Source organism: Mycolicibacter heraklionensis (assembly GCF_019645815.1).
Classification (GTDB): Bacteria; Actinomycetota; Actinomycetes; order Mycobacteriales; family Mycobacteriaceae; genus Mycobacterium; species Mycobacterium heraklionense.
This window is the reverse complement of record NZ_CP080997.1, coordinates 758,031-775,709: the sequence shown is the minus strand read 5'-3', so window position 1 is coordinate 775,709 and position 17,679 is coordinate 758,031. Positions and strand designations below refer to the sequence as shown.

The following is a 17,679-nucleotide window of genomic DNA, read 5'->3' as shown; positions in this document are numbered from 1 at the left end:
CAAACCCCGGCGTCAGTCGGCTCCGGCTGGCCCCTTGCCTGGGTAGTGCGATGCCCGGAACTGCTGCAGGTAGGCCGGCCAGTCCCAGGTCGACAGGAACTCCTTCGCCGCGGCGTAGCCGTTGTCGTAGAGCTTTTCGAGCCGGTCACGGGAGATGTCGAAGTCCAGCACGCTGACATCGGTGGAGTTGACCTTGATGGCCCGCACACTGACCCACGGCTGGTTCAGGTAGGTCTGGTCGTGGCCGATCAACATGGTGCTGATCAGGTTCTCCAGCAGCAGTGATTGTCCGAACAGCCGCAGCGGCCGCAGCACCGGAACCATGGCGTCGATGCCATCGGACACCTCCGGAACCACCGTGACGCCGAACGTGGGCCACAGTGGTGGCCGGCCGTCGAGCCGGTCGAAGGTGTAGATCGGGAAGTTCGACAACACGCCGCCGTCGACCAGGGTGGATCGCAGCCCGCGGGCGCTGGTGAGCGTCACCGGGCGGTAGAAGAACGGGACGGCCATCGAGGCGCGCACCGCGTCGGCGACGGACTGCTCGTCGGGATCGAGGCCGTACACCCGCCGGTAGTCCCATGGCAGGCGGACCAGCTGCCCGGTCGTCACGTCGGTCACGGTGACCACGGCGCGGTAGCGCCGCTCGGCCAGCAGGTTGTCGGCGTCGTAGGTCAGGTCACCCCAGGTGCGCACCCCCAGGTTCGCCAGCTCACTGCGGATCCACTCGTGGGCGACGTCGCCGCGGTAGAGGGCGCTGTCGCGCAGGAATCCCCACACCGGCCCCACCAGCGGGATCGGCCCCGCGTCGCGCCAGGTGCGCAGCGGTACCGACAGTGCCAGGTCTTTGACCTGCGCCGCGGTCAGCTGGTCGCCCTGGGCGGCGGCCGCCAGGATCGTGCCCACCACTGAGCCGCCGGACACTCCGGAGATGCGCTGCACCGAGTAGCCGGCGTCCATCAACGCGACCACCGCTCCCACCAGTCCCACGAAGCGCACTCCCCCGCCGGACAGCACCAGATCGGCGGTCAGCGGCTGGGTGTCCCGGGCTCGACGTGTGGCCATCGGCTGGCACTCAGTCCGCTGAATTCCATTCGTAGGGAAGGAATTTACCGTCGAAGGTGATCACTACCCGGTCACCGCCCGGATGCGGCTTGCGCTCGACATCCATGCTGAAATTGATCGCGCTCATGATGCCGTCGCCGAACTGCTCGTGGATCAGTTCCTTGATGGCCGGGCCGTATACGCCGACCGCCTCGTAGAGCCGGTAGATGGTCGGGTCGGTGGGCGGTGCGGTGAGTCCGCCGCGCATCGGTACCGCGGCCAGCACCGGCACCACCGCCGGGTCCAGACCCAGCAGGCCCGCCAGGATCGCGCCCAGCTCGGCGGGAATCGGATGCTGGCCCAGCAGTGCCGAGGTGGTCCACACGACCGGCTTGCCGATCGCGTCGGCCAGTTCCTGCCAGGTCAGCCCCTTGGCGAGGCGGGCGGCGATGATCTGCTCGGTGATCTGGCTTCGGTTCATGGCTTCCAGCATGCCCGCCCGGCTCACTCTTCGAAATAGCGACGCAGGTTGTCCCACATCGCGGCGTGCGAGCTACCGCCGTCACGCAGCACGGTCTTCATCAACATCTTTGGGGCACTGATGTCGACCTGTTCGTGCAGTCGGGTTCCGTCGGCGTGGGGGCGAACCGTCACGGTCGACCACATCTCGATACCGGGCCGCTGCAGGGTGTGGGTCCGGATTTCGTCGGGCGCCGGAGTTCGCAGGTCCACCCTGCAGGTGAACCGGATCGGTATTCCGTACAGGCGCATGCGATGCGGGGCCAGGTATCGGGTGACACCGTCGGTGCCGCCGGGGATCCGCCGCACGTTCACCAGCATCGGGTGCAGGGCTTCGTAGTTGACCAGGTCGGCCAGAAACGCCGCAACGGTGTCCGGCGGCGCAGCAATGTCGGCGGTGTGCTCCAGGCGTCCGCGTGCCATGACGGAACCTTAGCTCCGCAGGATGCGGTGGCATACTCGCCGGTATGCCGCATGATATGGCCTCTGGGCGTCGCCGATCGGCCGTACTGCTCATGGCTGTGGCTGCGATAGCGGTGCTGATCTTCGGCTGCGGTTCGCAGACCCGGGCCGAGAACACTCAACTCGATTTCGCCGCCCAAACCCTCGACGGCCGACCGTTTTCCGGTGCGAGCCTGGTCGGCAGGCCGGCCGTGCTGTGGTTCTGGGCGCCGTGGTGTCCGCTCTGCCAACGGGATGCACCGATGGTCGCCCGGCTGGCCGCCACCCACCCCAAGGTGACGTTCGTCGGGGTGGGCGCGCAGGACCGGCTGGACGCGTTGCGCGCGTTCGCGGCCAGGTACGGCGTCGACGAATTCACCGAGCTGGCCGACACCGACGCCGCGGTGTGGGCCCGGTTCGGGGTGACTCGCCAGCCCGCCTATGCCTTCATCAAGCCGGATGGACGGGCCGAGGTGGTGACGGGCTCGCTGTCCGAAGACGAGCTGACCAGGCGCCTGCAGGTCCTGACGGGTTCGTGATCGACACCGCCTCCCTCAGTTTCGCCCTGGGCGCCGGGCTGGTCGCGGCGTTGAACCCGTGCGGGTTCGCGTTTCTGCCCGGTTATCTGGGTCTGGTGATCGCCGCCAGCCGAGACACCTCACGCCCGGTCGCACTGGCTCGGGCGGCGGCGGCGACGGTGGTGATGGCGACCGGATTCCTCACGGTGTTCGGGATCTTCGGGCTGGCCGTCTCGCCGTTGATCGCGTCGGCGCAGAAGTATCTGCCGTTCGCCACCGTGGTGATCGGCGTGGCACTGCTGGCTCTGGGCGCCTGGCTGTTGGCCGGCCGCGAGTTCCCACTGCTGTTGCCCGGCACAGCGGGCGGCACGCCGACGGCGCGCTTGGGGTCGATGTACGGCTACGGCGTCGGCTACGCCGTGGCGTCACTGTCCTGCACGATCGCACCGTTTCTGGCGGTGATCAGCACGACGTTCCGGCAGGGGTCGGCGTCGGCCGGCGTGCTGGCGTTCATCGCCTACGCCGCGGGCATGAGCATCACCGTCGGCGTCGCGGCGCTGGCGGTGGCTTTGGCGGGGGCATCGGCGACCTCGGCGCTGCGGCGGGTGCTGCCGCACGTGGGCCGGATCGCCGGGGTGATCGTGCTGCTGACCGGGTTGTATGTCAGCTATTACGGCTACTACGAGATCCGGTTGTACTTCGCCGGGGCCGACGCCGACGATCCGGTGATCGCGGCGGCGGGTGCGGTGCAGTCCTGGTTGGCCGATCGGGTCGACGCGCTGGGCGTCTGGCCGTTGCTGGGCGCGATCGTCGCACTGGCGGCCGTTGCGCTGGGCTGGCGCAGGCGAGCACGCCGGGCCGGGCCCGACTCCCGATAACTGTTTCGATTGTTTCAATAACGGGCATCGGCGAGTAGTATCGATCGCATGCCCATCGCCGTCGCACCGATCGCCCGTCAGGTCGCCGAACGCGCACGCACCGACGCCGGGTTCGCCTATGTCCTCGACGCCCTGCTGGAAGCGCCCACGGCGCCACAGGGCACGTTAGAGCGCATCGCCGCTCACGCGCTGAACGACCAGCGTCGCGCCGCGCTCATCGACGACTTCGTCGCCGGGGCCCTGCCCACCCCGAAGGTCCAGGAACTCTTGCGGCTGGGCACGCCGCAGGCGGTGCACCGGCTGCGCAGCCGCGGCAAGCTCATCGGCGCAGCCGTGGGCAACCAGACCTGGTTCCCGGCCTGGCAATTCGACGACGCCCGGCTGCGCCCCGACCTGCCTGAGATCCTGGAGTTGCTGGGCCGGTTCACCGCCGACCCGCTGGCCGCCGACCGCATCATGCGGCTCACTCATGACGAACTGGGCGGTGTCTCGATCGCCGAGGCGCTGCGCCGCGGTGAGACCGCGCCGGCTGCGCGTCGACTGCTGACCTCGCTCGGTGCCTGAGCTTCCCGCCGGTTATCGGGCGCCGCTGCCCGACGCCCGGCCCGGTGGGCTGCGCCGCCGCCGGATCGTCGCCGGGACACAGCTGTGGCGCCTCGACGCCCAGCATCCCGACCAGTGGACCTGGGACGGTTTCGCCCAACCGCGCTACCGCTTCGATCCGCCGTCGGCTACGTTCCGCACCCGTTACGCGGCAACCGATCTCGTCGGCGCGTTCCGGGAGCGCTACCGGCTCACCGGTCTGATGATCCCCGGCGACCACGCCCGCCACCACCTGGTGCGACTGTCCGCCGCCAGGCACCTACGGGTGCTCGATCTGCGCACCGAACGCAACCTGGACGCACTCGGCATCGACGACCAGATCAGCACCGGCCAGCACGACGCGGTGTGGGCCACCTGCCAAAACCTGGCGGACGCCGTGCGGCGCTGGTGGCCCGAGCCCGACGAGTGCCCGGACGCGATCGTCTACCGCTCACGCACCACCCCGGAGACCTCGGTCAACTATGCGTTCTTCGACGCCACGGCATTCGCCGTCGAGTCCTGGCCCCTCGCCGAACGCCTGGACGTGACCGCGGATCTGGTGCTGCGGCACGGGTTCACCGTCACGTACTGAGCCCGCGCACCGGTGCGGTCGTGACCGCACCAGCCCCACCTGTCACGGCCCGGGAGGATGTGGGCGTGTGCCCGGCTCTGAGCGACAACGTCGGTTATGTCAACCCGGGTCTGGTTGGCCGACGCACACGTGTTTGGTCGGCCGACGCACCCGGGTTTGGTTGGCCGCCGCACCCGGGCTTGGCTGGCCGACGCCCTGCCCACCCGGGCCCCGCCGTGGCCTGACATAACGTCGGTTGTCGCTCAGAGCCGGGCGGAGAACACCTCTCCGCCCACGCGTGACGCCTGAGGCAGACGTGAACGAGCCCGGCGCTCAGCCCGGCTTTGTCGCCGCGACCAACCGAGTCGACGCCCACGGCCCGCCGTACCACATTCGCCAGCCCAGGTTGCGCCATGTCACGTCACGCCAACCGATTTCACGCAGTTGGGCGGCGTGCTTGCGGATCTCCCACAGGTCGGCGATGGCCAACCGGCCTCCGGGCCGCAGCACCCGGGCTGCCTCGGCCAACGCGCGCCGGCGGCCCTCGCGGGACCCGATGTTGTGGATCGCCAGGTTGGATACCACCACGTCGACGCTGGCGTCGGGCAGCGGCAGTGCGGTCATGTCGCCGGTGCGCACCTCGATCCGGTCGGCGACGCCCTCCAGTGCGGCGTTGGCCAGGGTGGCATCAGCCGAGTTGTCGGTCTGGTCGGCCTGCCACAGGTCGACTCCGATCGCCCGGCCGTCGGGCAGCCGCTGGGCCGCGGCGCACAACACCGCGCCTCGCCCGCAGCCCATGTCCAGCACCACCTCGTCGCCGCGCAGCCCCAACCCGTCGAGAATGTCGGCCCAGACCTTGAACTTCCCCGACCGCGTCGCGTGCCAATACAGCCCGACCTGGGCCAGGATGGCGGCGTCGAGGACCAGTGCCGCCGCGCCGGCCCACTGCGGACCGCGGGCCAGGGCGATGCCGCCGTAAACCGCGAGCGCAGCGCACCCGAGCGCCAGGGCGGCGAGCTGCCCGCGGAACGGCACCCGGTGAAACGATCCGTCGATGCCGTAGTCGCCGCGATGCCGCGCCGTCTCAGTCATCGCGGAGCCTTTCGTCGCCGAACCTGATACCCAGGTCGCGTGCGGTCTGAATCGAATCGCATTCCAGCGGAACGGTTTTCTGTCGGCGGGTGGCCTGCGCCAGCGGCACGTAGTCCACCGTCGGCGGGTTGAGTGCCACCATCACCCCGCTAAGGCCCTCGTCGAGGGCCCGCACCGCGGCAGCGCCGAACCGCAGACCCAGCAGCCGGTCCGCCGACGTCGGCGAACCGCCGCGCAGCAGGTGCCCGAGCACCACGGCACGAGACTCGCGCCCGGTGAGCGCCTCGAGTTCGGCCGCGACCTTGGCGCCCACGCCGCCCAGACGTTCGGCTTGGCCCACCGCCTTGCCTGCCACGGTGAGCTCGCCACCCACCGGCTTGGCGCCTTCGGCGACGCAGACGATGGAGTACGTCGAACCGCGTTGTGCGCGTTCGTTGATCAGCGCGGCCACCGGCTCAAGCCGATACGGAATCTCCGGGATCAGGATGGCGTGCACCCCGGACGCCATCCCGGCGTGCAGCGCGATCCAGCCGGCGTAGCGGCCCATCACCTCCACCACGATGATCCGGCTGTGCGAGGTGGCGGTGGAGAACAACCGGTCGATGCACTCCGACGCGAAGTCGACCGCGCTGTCGAAACCGAACGTCGCCGCGGTGCACTCCAGATCATTGTCGATGGTCTTGGGCACCCCGACCAGTCGCAGCCCCGCCTCGTTCAGGTGGTTGCCGATCGCCAGGGAGCCGTCGCCGCCGATGGTGATCAACGCGTCGATCTCGTGCTGCGCGAAGCGCTGCAACAGCTCGTCGGTGCGGTCCTGTTCGCTCCAGCTGCCATCGGGCTGCTGCACCGGGTACGCGGTCGGGTTGCCGCGGTTGGTGCTGCCCAAGATGGTGCCGCCCTGGTGGATGATGCCGCGCACCCGGTTTCGGGTCAGCTCGATCAGCCCGCCGTCGGGGTAGTCGTCGCCCAGCAGCAGGCCGTTGTAGCCGTCCCGGATCCCGACGACGTCCCAGCCCCGGCTGCGGCCGGCCAGGGTGGCGGCGTAGATGACGGCGTTGAGGCCGGGCGCGTCGCCGCCACCGGTGCTGATCGCGATCCGCTTGATGCTCGCCGTCACGCCTAAACCTCCTGCACCGGGCTCTTGGGGTCGACCAGAACCTTGGCGTGCTTGGCCGGGTCGCCCAGTGCGTCGAACGCGTTCGCCACCCCGCCCAGGCCGACCGTGCCGGTGATCAGTGGCGAGACGTCGACTTTGCCCTCGGCGATCATGTGCAAAGTGTCACGGAATTCCATTGGCGTGTAACCCAATACGAACCGCAGGTCGGTCTCCTTATTGATCGCGATCGCCGGCCGGATCGCGTCGGTTCCCATGCAGACCCCGACCACAACCACCCGGGAGAACAGTGGAGCCCCGGCGATGATGCTGTCGATGACACCCGGGACCCCGACGCACTCGAAGATCACCGGACGGTTGGGCGTGGCGGCGCCGACGGCTTCGGCAGCCCGCCAGACATGCCACCAGGGCAGCCGCGCCTTGTACAGCTTTTCGACGGTGCCCACCGCCAGGCCCAGTGCATCCGGTGCCTTCTCCAGGTGGCCGTGGCCCGCCGCCGCGGCGTACGGCGAGTCCTGTGCCGGGTCGACAACGATGTCGGCGCCGCAGCGGGTGGCCAGCGCGCGCCGGCCGGGCGAGTAGTCGCTGGCGATCACCGTGCGTACGCCGCGCGCTTTGAGCATGCACACCACCGCCAGGCCGATCGGTCCGCAGCCGATCACGATCGCCACGTCGCGCTTGCGCACCTCGCCGCGCCGCACGGCATGCCAGGCCACCGCCATCGGCTCGGTGAGTGCGGCCGCATCCGTCGACAGCCCGTTGGGAACCGGCAGCGCCAGCGACTGCTCGACGAGCATCTGCTCGGCGTAGCCTCCCGGCGCCGACTCCGACAGCCCGACCGCATGGACGGCGTCGCCGCGCCGCAACAGCGGTATCGCGACCACCCGGGTGCCGGGGCGGGGCGCCTTGCGGGTGCGGGGACCGTGGTCGAGTACTTCGCCGCAGATTTCGTGGCCGAGTACCACCCGCTGGTCCGAGCGCATGAAGCCGTCGTATCCGGTCAAGGCCATGACATCGGCGACCTCGTCGCAGTGCTGGCGGGCGTGCAGATCCGATCCGCAGATGCCGCACCGCAGCACGTCGATGAGCAGCTGGCCTTTGGCCGGGACTGGAGTCGGTAGGTCGACGACCTCGAGTTGGGCGTTACTACAGCTGACCGCTTTCACCCGTCCCAGCCTACGAGGACGCCGTGTCAGCGTCGCGTCAACGACCGGGTCCGGCGAGCACGCAGCAGCGCACCCAGCCCGATAAGGGCCAGCGCGGCCAGCCACGGCCAGGCCCCCCACTGATATACCCACCCGGCCAGCGCGCCCTGGAGCCGCCCCGCCGCGGCCAGCACCGGATCCGCCGCGTCGCCGCCCAGCTCGAACAGCCGAATCTCGTAGTAGCCGTAGTAGCCGACGTAGAGTCCGACGGCCACCAGCAGCGCTCCGCTGATCCGGCTGGCGTAGCCGGTAATTCGGCGCAACCTGTCGATCAGTGCGGTGCGGGCCAGCGCCACCGCCATCGCCAGCACCCCGACCAGTAACCCGAACCCGGCCGCATACGCCAGATAGGCCACCACCCCGTCGAGGCCCCCGCGCCATGCCGCCCCGGTGACCGCCAGAAACGGGCCGATCGTGCAGCCCAGCGACGCGCAGGCATAGCCCACCCCGTAGCCGAGCATCGACCCGATCCGGGCGGTCGGCGCCCACCGCCCGCCGATCGAGGCGACCGCGAGCCGGCGGCCCGCCAGCAGCCACACCCCGAGCGCGACCAGCACCATGCCGATCACCACAGTGGCGTAGGGCAAGTAGCGCTGCACTCGCGAGGCCACCGTGACGGTGAGCAACCCGAACGCGCCGAACACCGTCAGAAAGCCCAGGGTCATCGCCGCGGTGGCCGCCAACGCCCGGCCCACCGCACCCCACCCGCCGGCCCGCTCACCGCGCACCACCAATGCCAGGTAGGCGGGTAGCAGCGCGAACCCACACGGGTTGAGGGCTGCCACCAGCCCGGCGGCGAAGGCCAAGCCCGACAGGTTCTGGTTCACCTACGTCAGCGCCGCGACCCGGTCGGACAACTCCTGTTGCGACATCGCCGACGTCGGGTTGTTCACGAATGTCGAGGTGCCGTCGGCGCGCTCGAACACGTACGCGGGCTGCCACGGCACCCCGAATCGCGCCCAGATCGAGCCGTCGGCGTCGTTGAGGTTGGTGAAGTTCAGGTGGTACTTGGCCACGAAGTCCTGCATCGATGCCACATCGGAGCGCCCCGCCACCCCGACGAAGGACACCCGCGGGTTGGCGGCCGCGACCTGGCTCACCGACGGAGCCTCGGCGTTGCAGAACGGACAGCTGGGCCTCCAGAACCACAGCACCGCCGGTTTGCCCTGCAGGCTGGCGCCGTTGAACGGGGCCCCGTCAACAGTTGTGGCGGTGAACTGCAACCGGTCGTCGGCGGCCGTGGCGGTCGGTGGGCCGGCCAGCCCGACAACCAGTGCGGCGACGGCGGCCAGTACCAGCGGGTAGATCCTCATGAAATGCACCACGATCGCGACCGGTCGATGGTTCAGCCCCGTCCCGTCGTAGCCGCGGTTTATGGTGGCCGCGATGGGACTGCACCTGCACCGCGCCGAGCGCACCGACGTCCTCGCCGACGGCCTGGGTGCGCTGTTGGCGACGCCGCCGGCCGACCCGTTCGCCCAGGAGCTGGTGCTGGTGCCGGCGCGCGGGGTGGAGCGCTGGCTGTCCCAGCGACTGTCGCACGTGTTGGGCGCCGGACCCGGGGGCGACGGGGTGTGCGCGGGCGTGGAGTTTCGCAGCCCGGTTTCGCTGATCGCCGAGATCACCGGCGCTGCCGACGACGATCCGTGGTCCCCGGATGCCCTGACCTGGCCGCTGTTAGCGGTGATCGACGCGAACCTGGATGAGCCCTGGTGTGCCACGCTGGCAAAGCATTTGGGCCATGCCGACCCCAGTCCGGAGGGTGAGCTGCGCCGCGGCCGGCGCTATGCGGTGGCGCGCCGGCTGGCCGGACTGTTCGCCGCTTACGCCCGTCAGCGGCCGCAGTTGCTCGTCGACTGGAGCGCCGGTCTGGCCACCGACGGTGCCGGTGCAGCGTTGCACGACGACTTGGGTTGGCAGCCGCCGCTGTGGCGCGCGTTGGCGGCTGCCGTCGGGATCGATCCTCCGCACGTTCGGCACCGCGATACGGTCGCGCGGCTGCGCCAGGGGCCGACCGAGACGCTGCCGGCCCGGCTGTCACTGTTCGGACACACCCGGTTGGCGTGCACCGACATCGAGTTGCTGGACGCCCTGGCGACCCACCACGACCTGCACCTGTGGCTGCCGCACCCTCCGATGCCCTGTGGCAGGCGCTCGGTGACGTACACGGCGCCGTGCCGCGCGCCGAGGACGGCACCCGGCGCAGCGCACACCACCCGCTGCTGGAAACGCTGGGTCGCGATCTGCGGGAGCTGCAGCGCAGTCTGCCGGCGACTCCCGCCAGCGATGAACACCTCAGTGCCGCAACGCACCCGGAGACGCTGTTGGGTTGGCTGCAATCCGATCTGGGCGCCAACGCGCTGCGCCCCGAGGGCCGCAGCCGCGCCGCATCCGACCGCTCGGTGCAGGTGCATAGCTGCCACAGCCCGGCCCGCCAAGTCGACGTGCTGCGCGAGGTGCTGCTCGGGCTGCTGCATGACGATCCGACGCTGGAGCCCCGCGACATCGTGGTGATGTGCCCCGACATCGAAACCTACGCGCCGTTGATCGTCGCCGACTTCGGGCTGGGCGAGCTGGCCGGGGACACCCACCCGGCGCACCGGTTGCGGGTTCAGCTCGCCGACCGGGCGCTGACCCAGACCAATCCGCTGCTGGCGGTGGCCGCCGAACTGCTGGAGATCGCCGGCAGCCGCGCCACCGCGACCGCCGTGCTCAACCTCGCCCACACCGACCCGGTACGGGCGCGGTTCGGCTTCACCGACAACGATCTGGCCCAGATCACCACCTGGGTGCGTACCGCCAACATCCGCTGGGGTTTCGATCCGCACACCCGCGAGCGGTACGGCCTGTCGCACATCGTGCACAACACTTGGCGATTCGGGCTGGACCGCATCCTGACCGGGGTGGCGATGTCCGACGATTCGCAGGCCTGGCTGGACACCGCGCTGCCGCTCGACGACGTCGGCAGCAGTCAGGTGGAGCTGGCCGGGAAGCTGGCCGAGTTCGTCGCACGGTTGCAGTCGACGGTCGACAAGCTGGACGGGACTCGCCCGCTGGCGGAGTGGATCACCGCGCTGCGCGACGGGGTCGCCGAGCTGGCCGACGCCGGCAGTGAGGCCTGGCAGAGCGCGCATCTGCAGCGCGAGTTGACGCAGGTGCTCTCCGACGCCGCGGCCCGCAGCGACACCGTGCTGCGGCTGCCCGATGTCCGCGTGCTGATGGCCGGGCATCTGGCCGGGCGCCCGACCCGTGCCAACTTCCGCACCGGAACGCTCACGGTGTGCACCATGGTGCCGATGCGGTCGGTGCCGCACCGGGTGGTGTGCCTGCTGGGCGTGGACGACGGCGTGTTCCCCCGGCTGAATCTTCCTGACGGCGACGACGTGCTGGCGCGGCGCCCGATGACCGGAGAACGTGACATCCGTTCCGAGGACCGGCAATTGCTGCTCGACGCGATCACCGCGGCCACCGAGAAGCTGGTGATCACCTACACCGGCGCCGACGAACACACCGGCCACCTCCGCCCGCCGGCAGTGCCGCTGGCCGAGTTGATCGACGCCCTGGATCAGACCACGCCCGAACCGGTGCGCGAGCACCTCGTCGTGGAACATCCCCTGCAGCCGTTCGACGTCAAGAACGTCGAACCCGGCCGGCTGATCCCCGACGTGCCGTTCACCTTCGACCCGACCGTCCCGCTGGCCGCCAGAACCGCCGCCGGAACCCGCCGTGCCGCAGCGCAGTTCATCACCGACCCGCTGCCCGCACCGCCGCCGGACGACGTTGCGCTCGTCGACCTGCTGAAGTTCTTCAAGGACCCGGTCAAGGGGTTTTTCAGTGCGCTGAACTACACGCTGCCGTGGGAGGTCGACGAGGTCGAAGACGGTATGCCCGTCGAGATCGACGCGCTTGGCGAATGGGCGGTCGGCAATCGGATGTTGCACGACATGCTGCTGGGCGTCGACTCGGCCAAGGCCATCGAGGCCGAGTGGCGGCGCGGCAGTCTGCCGCCCGGTCAGCTGGGCTGGCGCACCGCCAAACAGATTCGGGACCGGGTCGTGCAATTGGCTGCGGCGGCGATCGAGCATCGTGTCGGTGCGCCCGCGACCTACGACATCGATCTGGATCTCGGCGGTGGGCGCCGGCTGACCGGAACCGTCACCCCGGTGTTCGATACGACCACCGTGTCGGTCAACTACTCCAAGCTGCGGGACACCCACTTGTTGCAGGCCTGGATCCCGCTGGTGGCACTGGCCGCCCAGCGTCCCGACGTGGAATGGACCGCCCGCTGCATCGGCCGGGCCCGCGACGGTGAACGCGCCCTGCAGCGGCTGCTCGGGCCGCCACCCAATCCGATGGAGACATTGCGGGAGCTGGTGTGGCTCTACGACATCGGGCGCTGCGAACCGCTGCCGCTGCCGATCAAGACTTCGTTCGCGTGGGCCGAGAAGCGCCACGCCGGCCGCGACCCGGTCTGGTACGCGAGCAGCAAATGGGCCACGCAGCGCTACCCCGGCGAGGACGCCGAGCCCGCGTGCGTCCGGGTCTGGGGGCCACGCGCGCCGTTCGCCGTGTTGCAGGGCCCGCCTCGTCCGGGTGAGGAGATCGACGGCGAAGACACCCGACTAGGCGCGCTGGCGGCCCGGCTGTGGCTGCCGCTGCTACGCGCGGAACGGCCGGTGCGCTGATGGAACGCTTCGACCTGCTGGGCCCACTGCCCGCCCGCGCCACCACCACCGTCCTGGAGGCCAGCGCCGGCACCGGTAAGACATTCACCTTGGCCGGTCTGGTGACCCGCTATCTGGCCGAGGGGCGCGCCACGCTGGACGAGATGCTGCTGATCACGTTCAGCCGGGCGGCCACCAGGGAGCTGCGGGACCGGGTGCGTCGTCAGCTGGTGGAGACATTGGCCGCCCTCGACGGCGCCAGCACGCAGGAACCCAATGATCTTGTCGCGCATCTGTGCAGCGGCAGTGCGGAGGATCGCGAGGTGCGCCGCCGGCGGCTGCGTGACGCGCTGGCCGGCTTCGACGCCGCGACCATCGCCACCACCCACCAGTTCTGTCATCTGGTGCTGAAATCACTGGGCATCGCCGGTGACACCAGCGCGGGCGTCGAGTTGGTGGAAAGCCTTGACGACCTGGTGATCCAGGTCGTGGATGACCTGTACCTCGCGAAGTTCGGGACGCAGCGCGACGAGGTGGCGCTCAGTTACGCCGACGCGCTGAAACTCGCGCGGGTGGTGGTCTCCGACCCGTATGCCCAACTGCGCCCGCAGGATCCCGAACCGGGTTCGGTGGCCGAGGTGCGGCTGCGATTCATCGACGCGGTGTGCACGGAGTTGGAGTTGCGCAAGCGCCGGCTCGGCGTATTGGGGTACGACGACTTGCTGCGCCGGCTCGCCGCCGCACTGGAGCCGGCGGATTCCCCGGCGCGGGAACGGATGCGGCAGCGCTGGCCGATCGTGATGGTCGATGAGTTCCAGGACACCGACCCCATCCAGTGGCAGGTGATCGAACGCGGCTTCGTCGGGCATTCGGCGGTGGTGCTGATCGGCGACCCCAAGCAGGCGATCTACGGGTTCCGCGGCGGCGACATCTACACCTACCTGCAGGCGGCACGCACCGCCGGGCAGCAGCGCACCCTGGCGGTGAACTGGCGCAGCGACTCAGCCCTGGTCGATGCGCTGCAGACGGTGATGGGCGGTGCGGCGCTGGGTGATCCGCAGATCGTGGTGCACGATGTCCGGGCCGCGGTCGGCGGGTCTCGGCTGGTCGGTGCGCCCAGCACCGCCCCGTTCCGGCTGCGGGTGGTCGGCCGCGCGGCGTTCGGCGTCAGCTCAGACCGCGTTGTCCCGATGCCCAAGCTGCGCCGCCACATTCCCGATGATCTGGCCGCCGACGTCGCCGCCTTGTGGGCCAGCGGCGCGACCTTCGACGGCAGGCCGATCACCCCCGGTGACGTGGCGGTGATCGTCGAGAACAGCAAGGACGCGGCCGCCTGCCAGGAGGCCTTGCTGCGGGCCGGGATTCCCGCGGTGTTCACCGGCGATGCGGACGTGTTCTCCTCGGCTGCGGCCGCCGACTGGCTGTGTCTGCTGGAGGCGTTCGAGGCGACCCACCGCGGCGGGTTGGTGCGGGCCGCCGCGGCGACGGTATTCTTCGGCTATACCGCCGCCGCACTGGCCGACGGCGGTGACGCGTTGACCGACAAGGTGGCGTCGACGTTGCGGGACTGGGCGGATGAGCTGCGGCTGCACGGGCCGGCGGCGGTGTTCGAGGCGGCGCAGTTGGCCGGCCTGAAGCGCCGACTGCTCGGCGAGTACGGCGGCGAACGCACCATGACCGATCTGGCGCATGTGGCTCAGCTGCTGCATGAGGCCGCGCACCGCGACCGGCTGGGCCTGCCGGCGTTACGGGATTGGTTGCGCCGTCAATGCACCGAAGGAAACGGCGGCGGGCAGCACAATCGTCGGCTGGACTCCGACGCCGCTGCCGTGCAGATCCTGACGGTGTGGGGCGCCAAGGGTTTGCAGTTCCCGATCGTGTACCTGCCGTTCGCGTTCAACCGGCACATGTTCGACGAGGCCATCCCGCTCTATCACGACGGCGGTGTCCGCTGCCGGCACGTCGGCGGCCCGGACAGCTTCGACCACACCGATGTGCAACGGCTGAGCCTGGCCGAGGCTGCCCGCAACGACATTCGGCTCGCCTATGTGGCATTGACCCGGGCGCAGTCGCAGGTGGTGGCGTGGTGGGCGGCGTCGTACGACGAGCCCAACGGCGGCCTGTCCCGGCTGCTGCGGGGCCGATGCCGCGGCGAGGCACCGGTGCCGGATCGCTGCGAGCCCAAACCCACCGATGACGAAGCACTGTCCTGTTTCCGGGAGTGGGAGGCCGCCGGCGGCCTGGTCATCGAGGACTCGGTGATCGCCCCGTTGGCACCGGTCGTCCCGGCACAGCCTCCGGATGGCTTGGAAGCGCGGCATTTCCACCGCCACATCGACACCGGGTGGCGTCGCACGTCGTATTCGGGGCTGATCCGGCATGCCAGTGAGGTCACCGAAGGCGGGGCGTCTGGGGTGCACAGTGAACCGGAGTTGAGCGCCCGCGACGACGAGGCCGACGACGTGCCCGTAGCGGCGGCGCCGCCGCCGGTCGGGGCGGATCTGATCTCGCCGATGGCCGAGCTGCCCGCCGGGGCGGCGTTCGGCTCGCTGGTGCACGCCGTGCTGGAGACCGCCGATCCGTTCGCCGCCGACTTGGCCGCCGAGCTGGAAGCCCACGTGCGTCAACACGCCGCCTGGTGGTCGGTGGACGCCGAGCCGGCCGCGCTGGCGGCGGCGCTGGTGCCCATGCACGACACCCCGCTGGGGCCGCTGGCCGACGGGCTGACACTGCGCGAGATCGGCACCCGGGACCGGTTGCGGGAGCTGGATTTTGAGATTCCCCTGGCCGGTGGAGATGTTCGCGGCGTAGCGCCGGACGTGCGGCTGGCGGAGGTGGGATTGCTGCTGCGCGAGCACCTGCCCGCGGACGACCCGTTCGCCCCGTATGCCGACCGGCTGGCCACCGAGGCCCTGGGCGGCCAGCCGCTGCGCGGATATCTGTCCGGGTCGATCGATGTGGTGCTGCGGGTGCCCGAGCAGCGCTTCCTGGTGGTCGACTACAAGACCAACCGGCTCGGCGACACCGCCGCCGACTACGGCTTCGACCGGCTCACCGCCGCCATGCTGCATTCGGACTACCCGCTACAGGCGCTGCTGTATACCGCGGTGCTGCACCGCTTCCTGCGGTGGCGGCTGCCCGGTTACGACCCCGAGCAGCACTTGGGCGGGGTGTTGTATCTGTTCGTGCGCGGAATGTGCGGACCGGACACCCCGGCGCTCGGCGGGCACCGTGCCGGGGTGTTCGACTGGCGGCCGCCGACCGCACTGGTGGTGGCGTTGTCGGATCTGTTGCACGCGAGGCGGGCGGCATGAGCGAGTTGTTGGAGTGGCGGGTAGCCTCCGGCGGCACTGGGCTGTTGCGGGACTTCAATCAGGCCGGTGTGCTGGATGCCGCCGATGTGCACGCGGCCCAACGCATCACGACACTGGGCGGCGAGCCCGACGAGACGGTGGGCTTGGCGCTGGCGCTGACCGTGCGGGCACTGCGGCACGGGTCGGTGTGCCTGGATCTGTCGACGGTGGCCGCCGACACCGACGCCGCGGAGGTGGCCTGGCCGGAGCCGGAGCCATGGCTGGCGGCGGTGCGGGACAGTCGGCTGGTGCAGGCGCAGGTGCTGCGGCTTTATGACGGCCGGCTGCTCTACCTCGACCGGTATTGGCGCGAGGAGGAGCAGGTCTGCACGGACCTGCTGGCGTTGTCGGCGCCCGGGACGGCGCCGGCGGAGCTGCCCGCCTTTGAGCGACTTTTTCCGTCCGGCAAGTTCGATGAGCAGCGTGCGGCCGCCGAAATCGCACTGTCGCAGTCGGTTACGGTGCTCACCGGTGGTCCGGGCACCGGCAAGACGACTACGGTGGCGCGGCTGTTGGCGCTGTTGGCCGAGCATGCCGAACGGTCGGGCACGCCCGGGCTGCGGATCGCGTTGGCCGCCCCGACCGGTAAAGCGGCGGCCCGGCTGACCGAGGCCGTCGCCGCGGAGGTGGCCGAGCTGGCGCCGGTGGATCAGGCGCGGCTCGCCGGGCTGGGCGCGACCACGTTGCACACCCTGCTGGGTTCGCGGCCGGACAGCTCGGTGCGGTTCCGCCACGATCGGGCCAACCGGCTGCCGCACGACGTGATCGTCGTCGACGAGACATCGATGGTGTCGCTGACGCTGATGGCCCGGCTGCTGGAGGCGATGCGCCCGGATGCCCGCCTGATTCTGGTGGGCGACGCCGACCAGCTGGCGTCGGTGGAAGCCGGTGCGGTGCTGGCCGATCTGGTGGACGGGCTGGCGGCGCGGCCCGACACCCGGGTGGCGACGCTGCGCACGTCGCACCGGTTCGGCGAGTCGATCGGTGCGCTGGCAGTGGCGATCCGCGACGGCGACGCCGATAAGGCGGTCGCGCTGCTGGCCGCCGGGGGCGAACACGTGGAGTGGATCGACACCGACCACGCGGTCGACGTGGCCGAGCGATTGGCGGCACTGGTGGTGCCGCACGCGCTGGCGGTACGCCAGGCCGCCCTGCTCGGCGATGCCGCGGCGGCCTCGGCGACGCTGGACGAGCATCGGTTGCTGTGTGCGCACCGGGAGGGCCTGCACGGAGTGCAGCACTGGAACCAGCAGATCCGCCGGTGGGTGGCCGAGCAGACCGGTGACCCGATGTGGACCGAGTGGTATGCCGGCCGACCACTGCTGGTGACCGCCAATGACTATGGGCTCGGGTTGCGCAACGGCGACACCGGAGCGGTGGTGGTCCGCAACGAGGGGCTGCGCGCGGTGATCGCAACGGCATCCGGGCCGCTGGAGTTCGCGACCAGCCGGCTCGCCGACGTCGAGACCATGTACGCGATGACGATCCACAAAAGCCAGGGCAGCCAGGCCGGCGAAGTGACCGTGTTGATGCCGCCCGTCGAGTCGCGACTGTTGACCCGGGAGTTGTTCTACACCGCGGTGACTCGAGCCAAGTCGAAAGTGCGGGTGGTGGGCTCGGAGGCCTCGGTGCGGGCCGCGCTGGGTCGGCGGGTGGTGCGGGCGTCCGGGCTGGCACTGCGGCTGCGGGAGGCGTGAA

At 70.3% G+C, this 17,679-nt stretch carries 14 protein-coding genes and 1 pseudogene; 7 read left to right on the top strand and 8 right to left on the bottom strand.

Annotated features, from left to right (window positions below; genetic code table 11):
• Positions 1-12: 12 nt before the first annotated feature.
• Genes K3U94_RS03670 through K3U94_RS03660 form a run of 3 tightly spaced genes read right to left on the bottom strand, consistent with a single transcriptional unit; the run spans position 13 to position 1,986 of the window.
• Positions 13-1,065, bottom strand: a complete 1,053-nt coding sequence (locus K3U94_RS03670) for a patatin-like phospholipase family protein (RefSeq protein WP_220695616.1) — start codon at positions 1,063-1,065, stop codon at positions 13-15.
• A 10-nt stretch (positions 1,066-1,075) separates the two neighbouring features.
• Positions 1,076-1,525, bottom strand: a complete 450-nt coding sequence (gene cynS / locus K3U94_RS03665) for a cyanase (RefSeq protein ID WP_491562384.1) — start codon at positions 1,523-1,525, stop codon at positions 1,076-1,078.
• 23 nt (positions 1,526-1,548) lie between these two features.
• Complete coding sequence (locus tag K3U94_RS03660; protein ID WP_220695614.1) at positions 1,549-1,986, bottom strand: SRPBCC family protein; 438 nt, start codon at positions 1,984-1,986, stop codon at positions 1,549-1,551.
• A gap of 44 nt (positions 1,987-2,030) precedes the next feature.
• On the opposite strand from K3U94_RS03660, the gene K3U94_RS03655 reads away from it, so the two are divergent.
• From K3U94_RS03655 to K3U94_RS03640, 4 genes are read left to right on the top strand one after another with little or no spacing between them, the layout of a single operon-like run.
• A complete protein-coding gene (locus K3U94_RS03655) occupies positions 2,031-2,543 on the top strand; it encodes a redoxin domain-containing protein (RefSeq protein WP_267878344.1) in 513 nt (170 codons plus the stop codon).
• Complete coding sequence (locus K3U94_RS03650) at positions 2,540-3,400, top strand: cytochrome c biogenesis CcdA family protein (protein ID WP_220695612.1); 861 nt, start codon at positions 2,540-2,542, stop codon at positions 3,398-3,400. Before K3U94_RS03655 ends, K3U94_RS03650 begins: the two co-directional genes overlap by 4 nt.
• A gap of 48 nt (positions 3,401-3,448) precedes the next feature.
• Positions 3,449-3,964, top strand: coding sequence for a hypothetical protein (locus K3U94_RS03645; protein WP_047320934.1), 516 nt, complete (start codon positions 3,449-3,451; stop codon positions 3,962-3,964).
• On the top strand, positions 3,957-4,574 hold the full coding sequence (locus tag K3U94_RS03640; RefSeq protein ID WP_220695611.1) for an RES family NAD+ phosphorylase: 618 nt from the start codon (positions 3,957-3,959) through the stop codon (positions 4,572-4,574). Before K3U94_RS03645 ends, K3U94_RS03640 begins: the two co-directional genes overlap by 8 nt.
• 312 nt (positions 4,575-4,886) lie before the next feature.
• Here K3U94_RS03640 and K3U94_RS03635 read toward each other — a convergent pair whose 3' ends face one another.
• The 5 genes from K3U94_RS03635 to dsbE are packed head-to-tail and all read right to left on the bottom strand — an operon-like array spanning position 4,887 to position 9,277.
• Positions 4,887-5,645, bottom strand: coding sequence for a class I SAM-dependent methyltransferase (locus tag K3U94_RS03635; RefSeq protein WP_220695610.1), 759 nt, complete (start codon positions 5,643-5,645; stop codon positions 4,887-4,889).
• Complete coding sequence (locus K3U94_RS03630) at positions 5,638-6,762, bottom strand: 6-phosphofructokinase (protein WP_220695609.1); 1,125 nt, start codon at positions 6,760-6,762, stop codon at positions 5,638-5,640. Before K3U94_RS03630 ends, K3U94_RS03635 begins: the two co-directional genes overlap by 8 nt.
• A gap of 2 nt (positions 6,763-6,764) precedes the next feature.
• Positions 6,765-7,925 (bottom strand): zinc-binding dehydrogenase, encoded by a 1,161-nt coding sequence (locus tag K3U94_RS03625; protein WP_220695608.1) that lies wholly within the window; start codon positions 7,923-7,925, stop codon positions 6,765-6,767.
• Positions 7,926-7,951: 26 nt separating this feature from the next.
• Positions 7,952-8,791 (bottom strand): cytochrome c biogenesis CcdA family protein, encoded by an 840-nt coding sequence (locus K3U94_RS03620; protein ID WP_220695607.1) that lies wholly within the window; start codon positions 8,789-8,791, stop codon positions 7,952-7,954.
• On the bottom strand, positions 8,792-9,277 hold the full coding sequence (gene dsbE / locus K3U94_RS03615; protein ID WP_220695606.1) for a disulfide bond-forming protein DsbE: 486 nt from the start codon (positions 9,275-9,277) through the stop codon (positions 8,792-8,794). It lies immediately after the preceding gene.
• Positions 9,278-9,350: 73 nt separating this feature from the next.
• On the opposite strand from dsbE, the pseudogene recC reads away from it, so the two are divergent.
• The 3 genes and pseudogenes from recC to recD all read left to right on the top strand — a co-directional run bounded on the left by recC (position 9,351) and on the right by recD (position 17,678).
• Positions 9,351-12,649, top strand: a pseudogene (gene recC, locus K3U94_RS03610) (exodeoxyribonuclease V subunit gamma).
• On the top strand, positions 12,649-15,942 hold the full coding sequence (recB, locus tag K3U94_RS03605; protein ID WP_220696654.1) for an exodeoxyribonuclease V subunit beta: 3,294 nt from the start codon (positions 12,649-12,651) through the stop codon (positions 15,940-15,942). The pseudogene recC and the gene recB overlap by 1 nt, the downstream one beginning before the upstream one ends.
• Positions 15,939-17,678: an exodeoxyribonuclease V subunit alpha gene (gene recD / locus K3U94_RS03600; protein WP_220695605.1), complete on the top strand. Its 1,740-nt coding sequence runs from the start codon at positions 15,939-15,941 to the stop codon at positions 17,676-17,678. Before recB ends, recD begins: the two co-directional genes overlap by 4 nt.
• Position 17,679: the final 1 nt, after the last annotated feature.

Bases quoted from the DNA above. Each gene is read 5' to 3' on its own strand.
- dsbE (WP_220695606.1), bottom strand. From the start codon at position 9,277: ATGAGGATCTACCCGCTGGTACTGGCCGCCGTCGCCGCACTGGTTGTC.
- K3U94_RS03635 (WP_220695610.1), bottom strand. From the start codon at position 5,645: ATGACTGAGACGGCGCGGCATCGCGGCGACTACGGCATCGACGGATCG.
- K3U94_RS03645 (WP_047320934.1), top strand. From the start codon at position 3,449: ATGCCCATCGCCGTCGCACCGATCGCCCGTCAGGTCGCCGAACGCGCA.
- recD (WP_220695605.1), top strand. From the start codon at position 15,939: ATGAGCGAGTTGTTGGAGTGGCGGGTAGCCTCCGGCGGCACTGGGCTG.
- K3U94_RS03655 (WP_267878344.1), top strand. From the start codon at position 2,031: ATGCCGCATGATATGGCCTCTGGGCGTCGCCGATCGGCCGTACTGCTC.
- recB (WP_220696654.1), top strand. From the start codon at position 12,649: ATGGAACGCTTCGACCTGCTGGGCCCACTGCCCGCCCGCGCCACCACC.
- cynS (WP_491562384.1), bottom strand. From the start codon at position 1,525: ATGAACCGAAGCCAGATCACCGAGCAGATCATCGCCGCCCGCCTCGCC.
- K3U94_RS03670 (WP_220695616.1), bottom strand. From the start codon at position 1,065: ATGGCCACACGTCGAGCCCGGGACACCCAGCCGCTGACCGCCGATCTG.
- K3U94_RS03660 (WP_220695614.1), bottom strand. From the start codon at position 1,986: ATGGCACGCGGACGCCTGGAGCACACCGCCGACATTGCTGCGCCGCCG.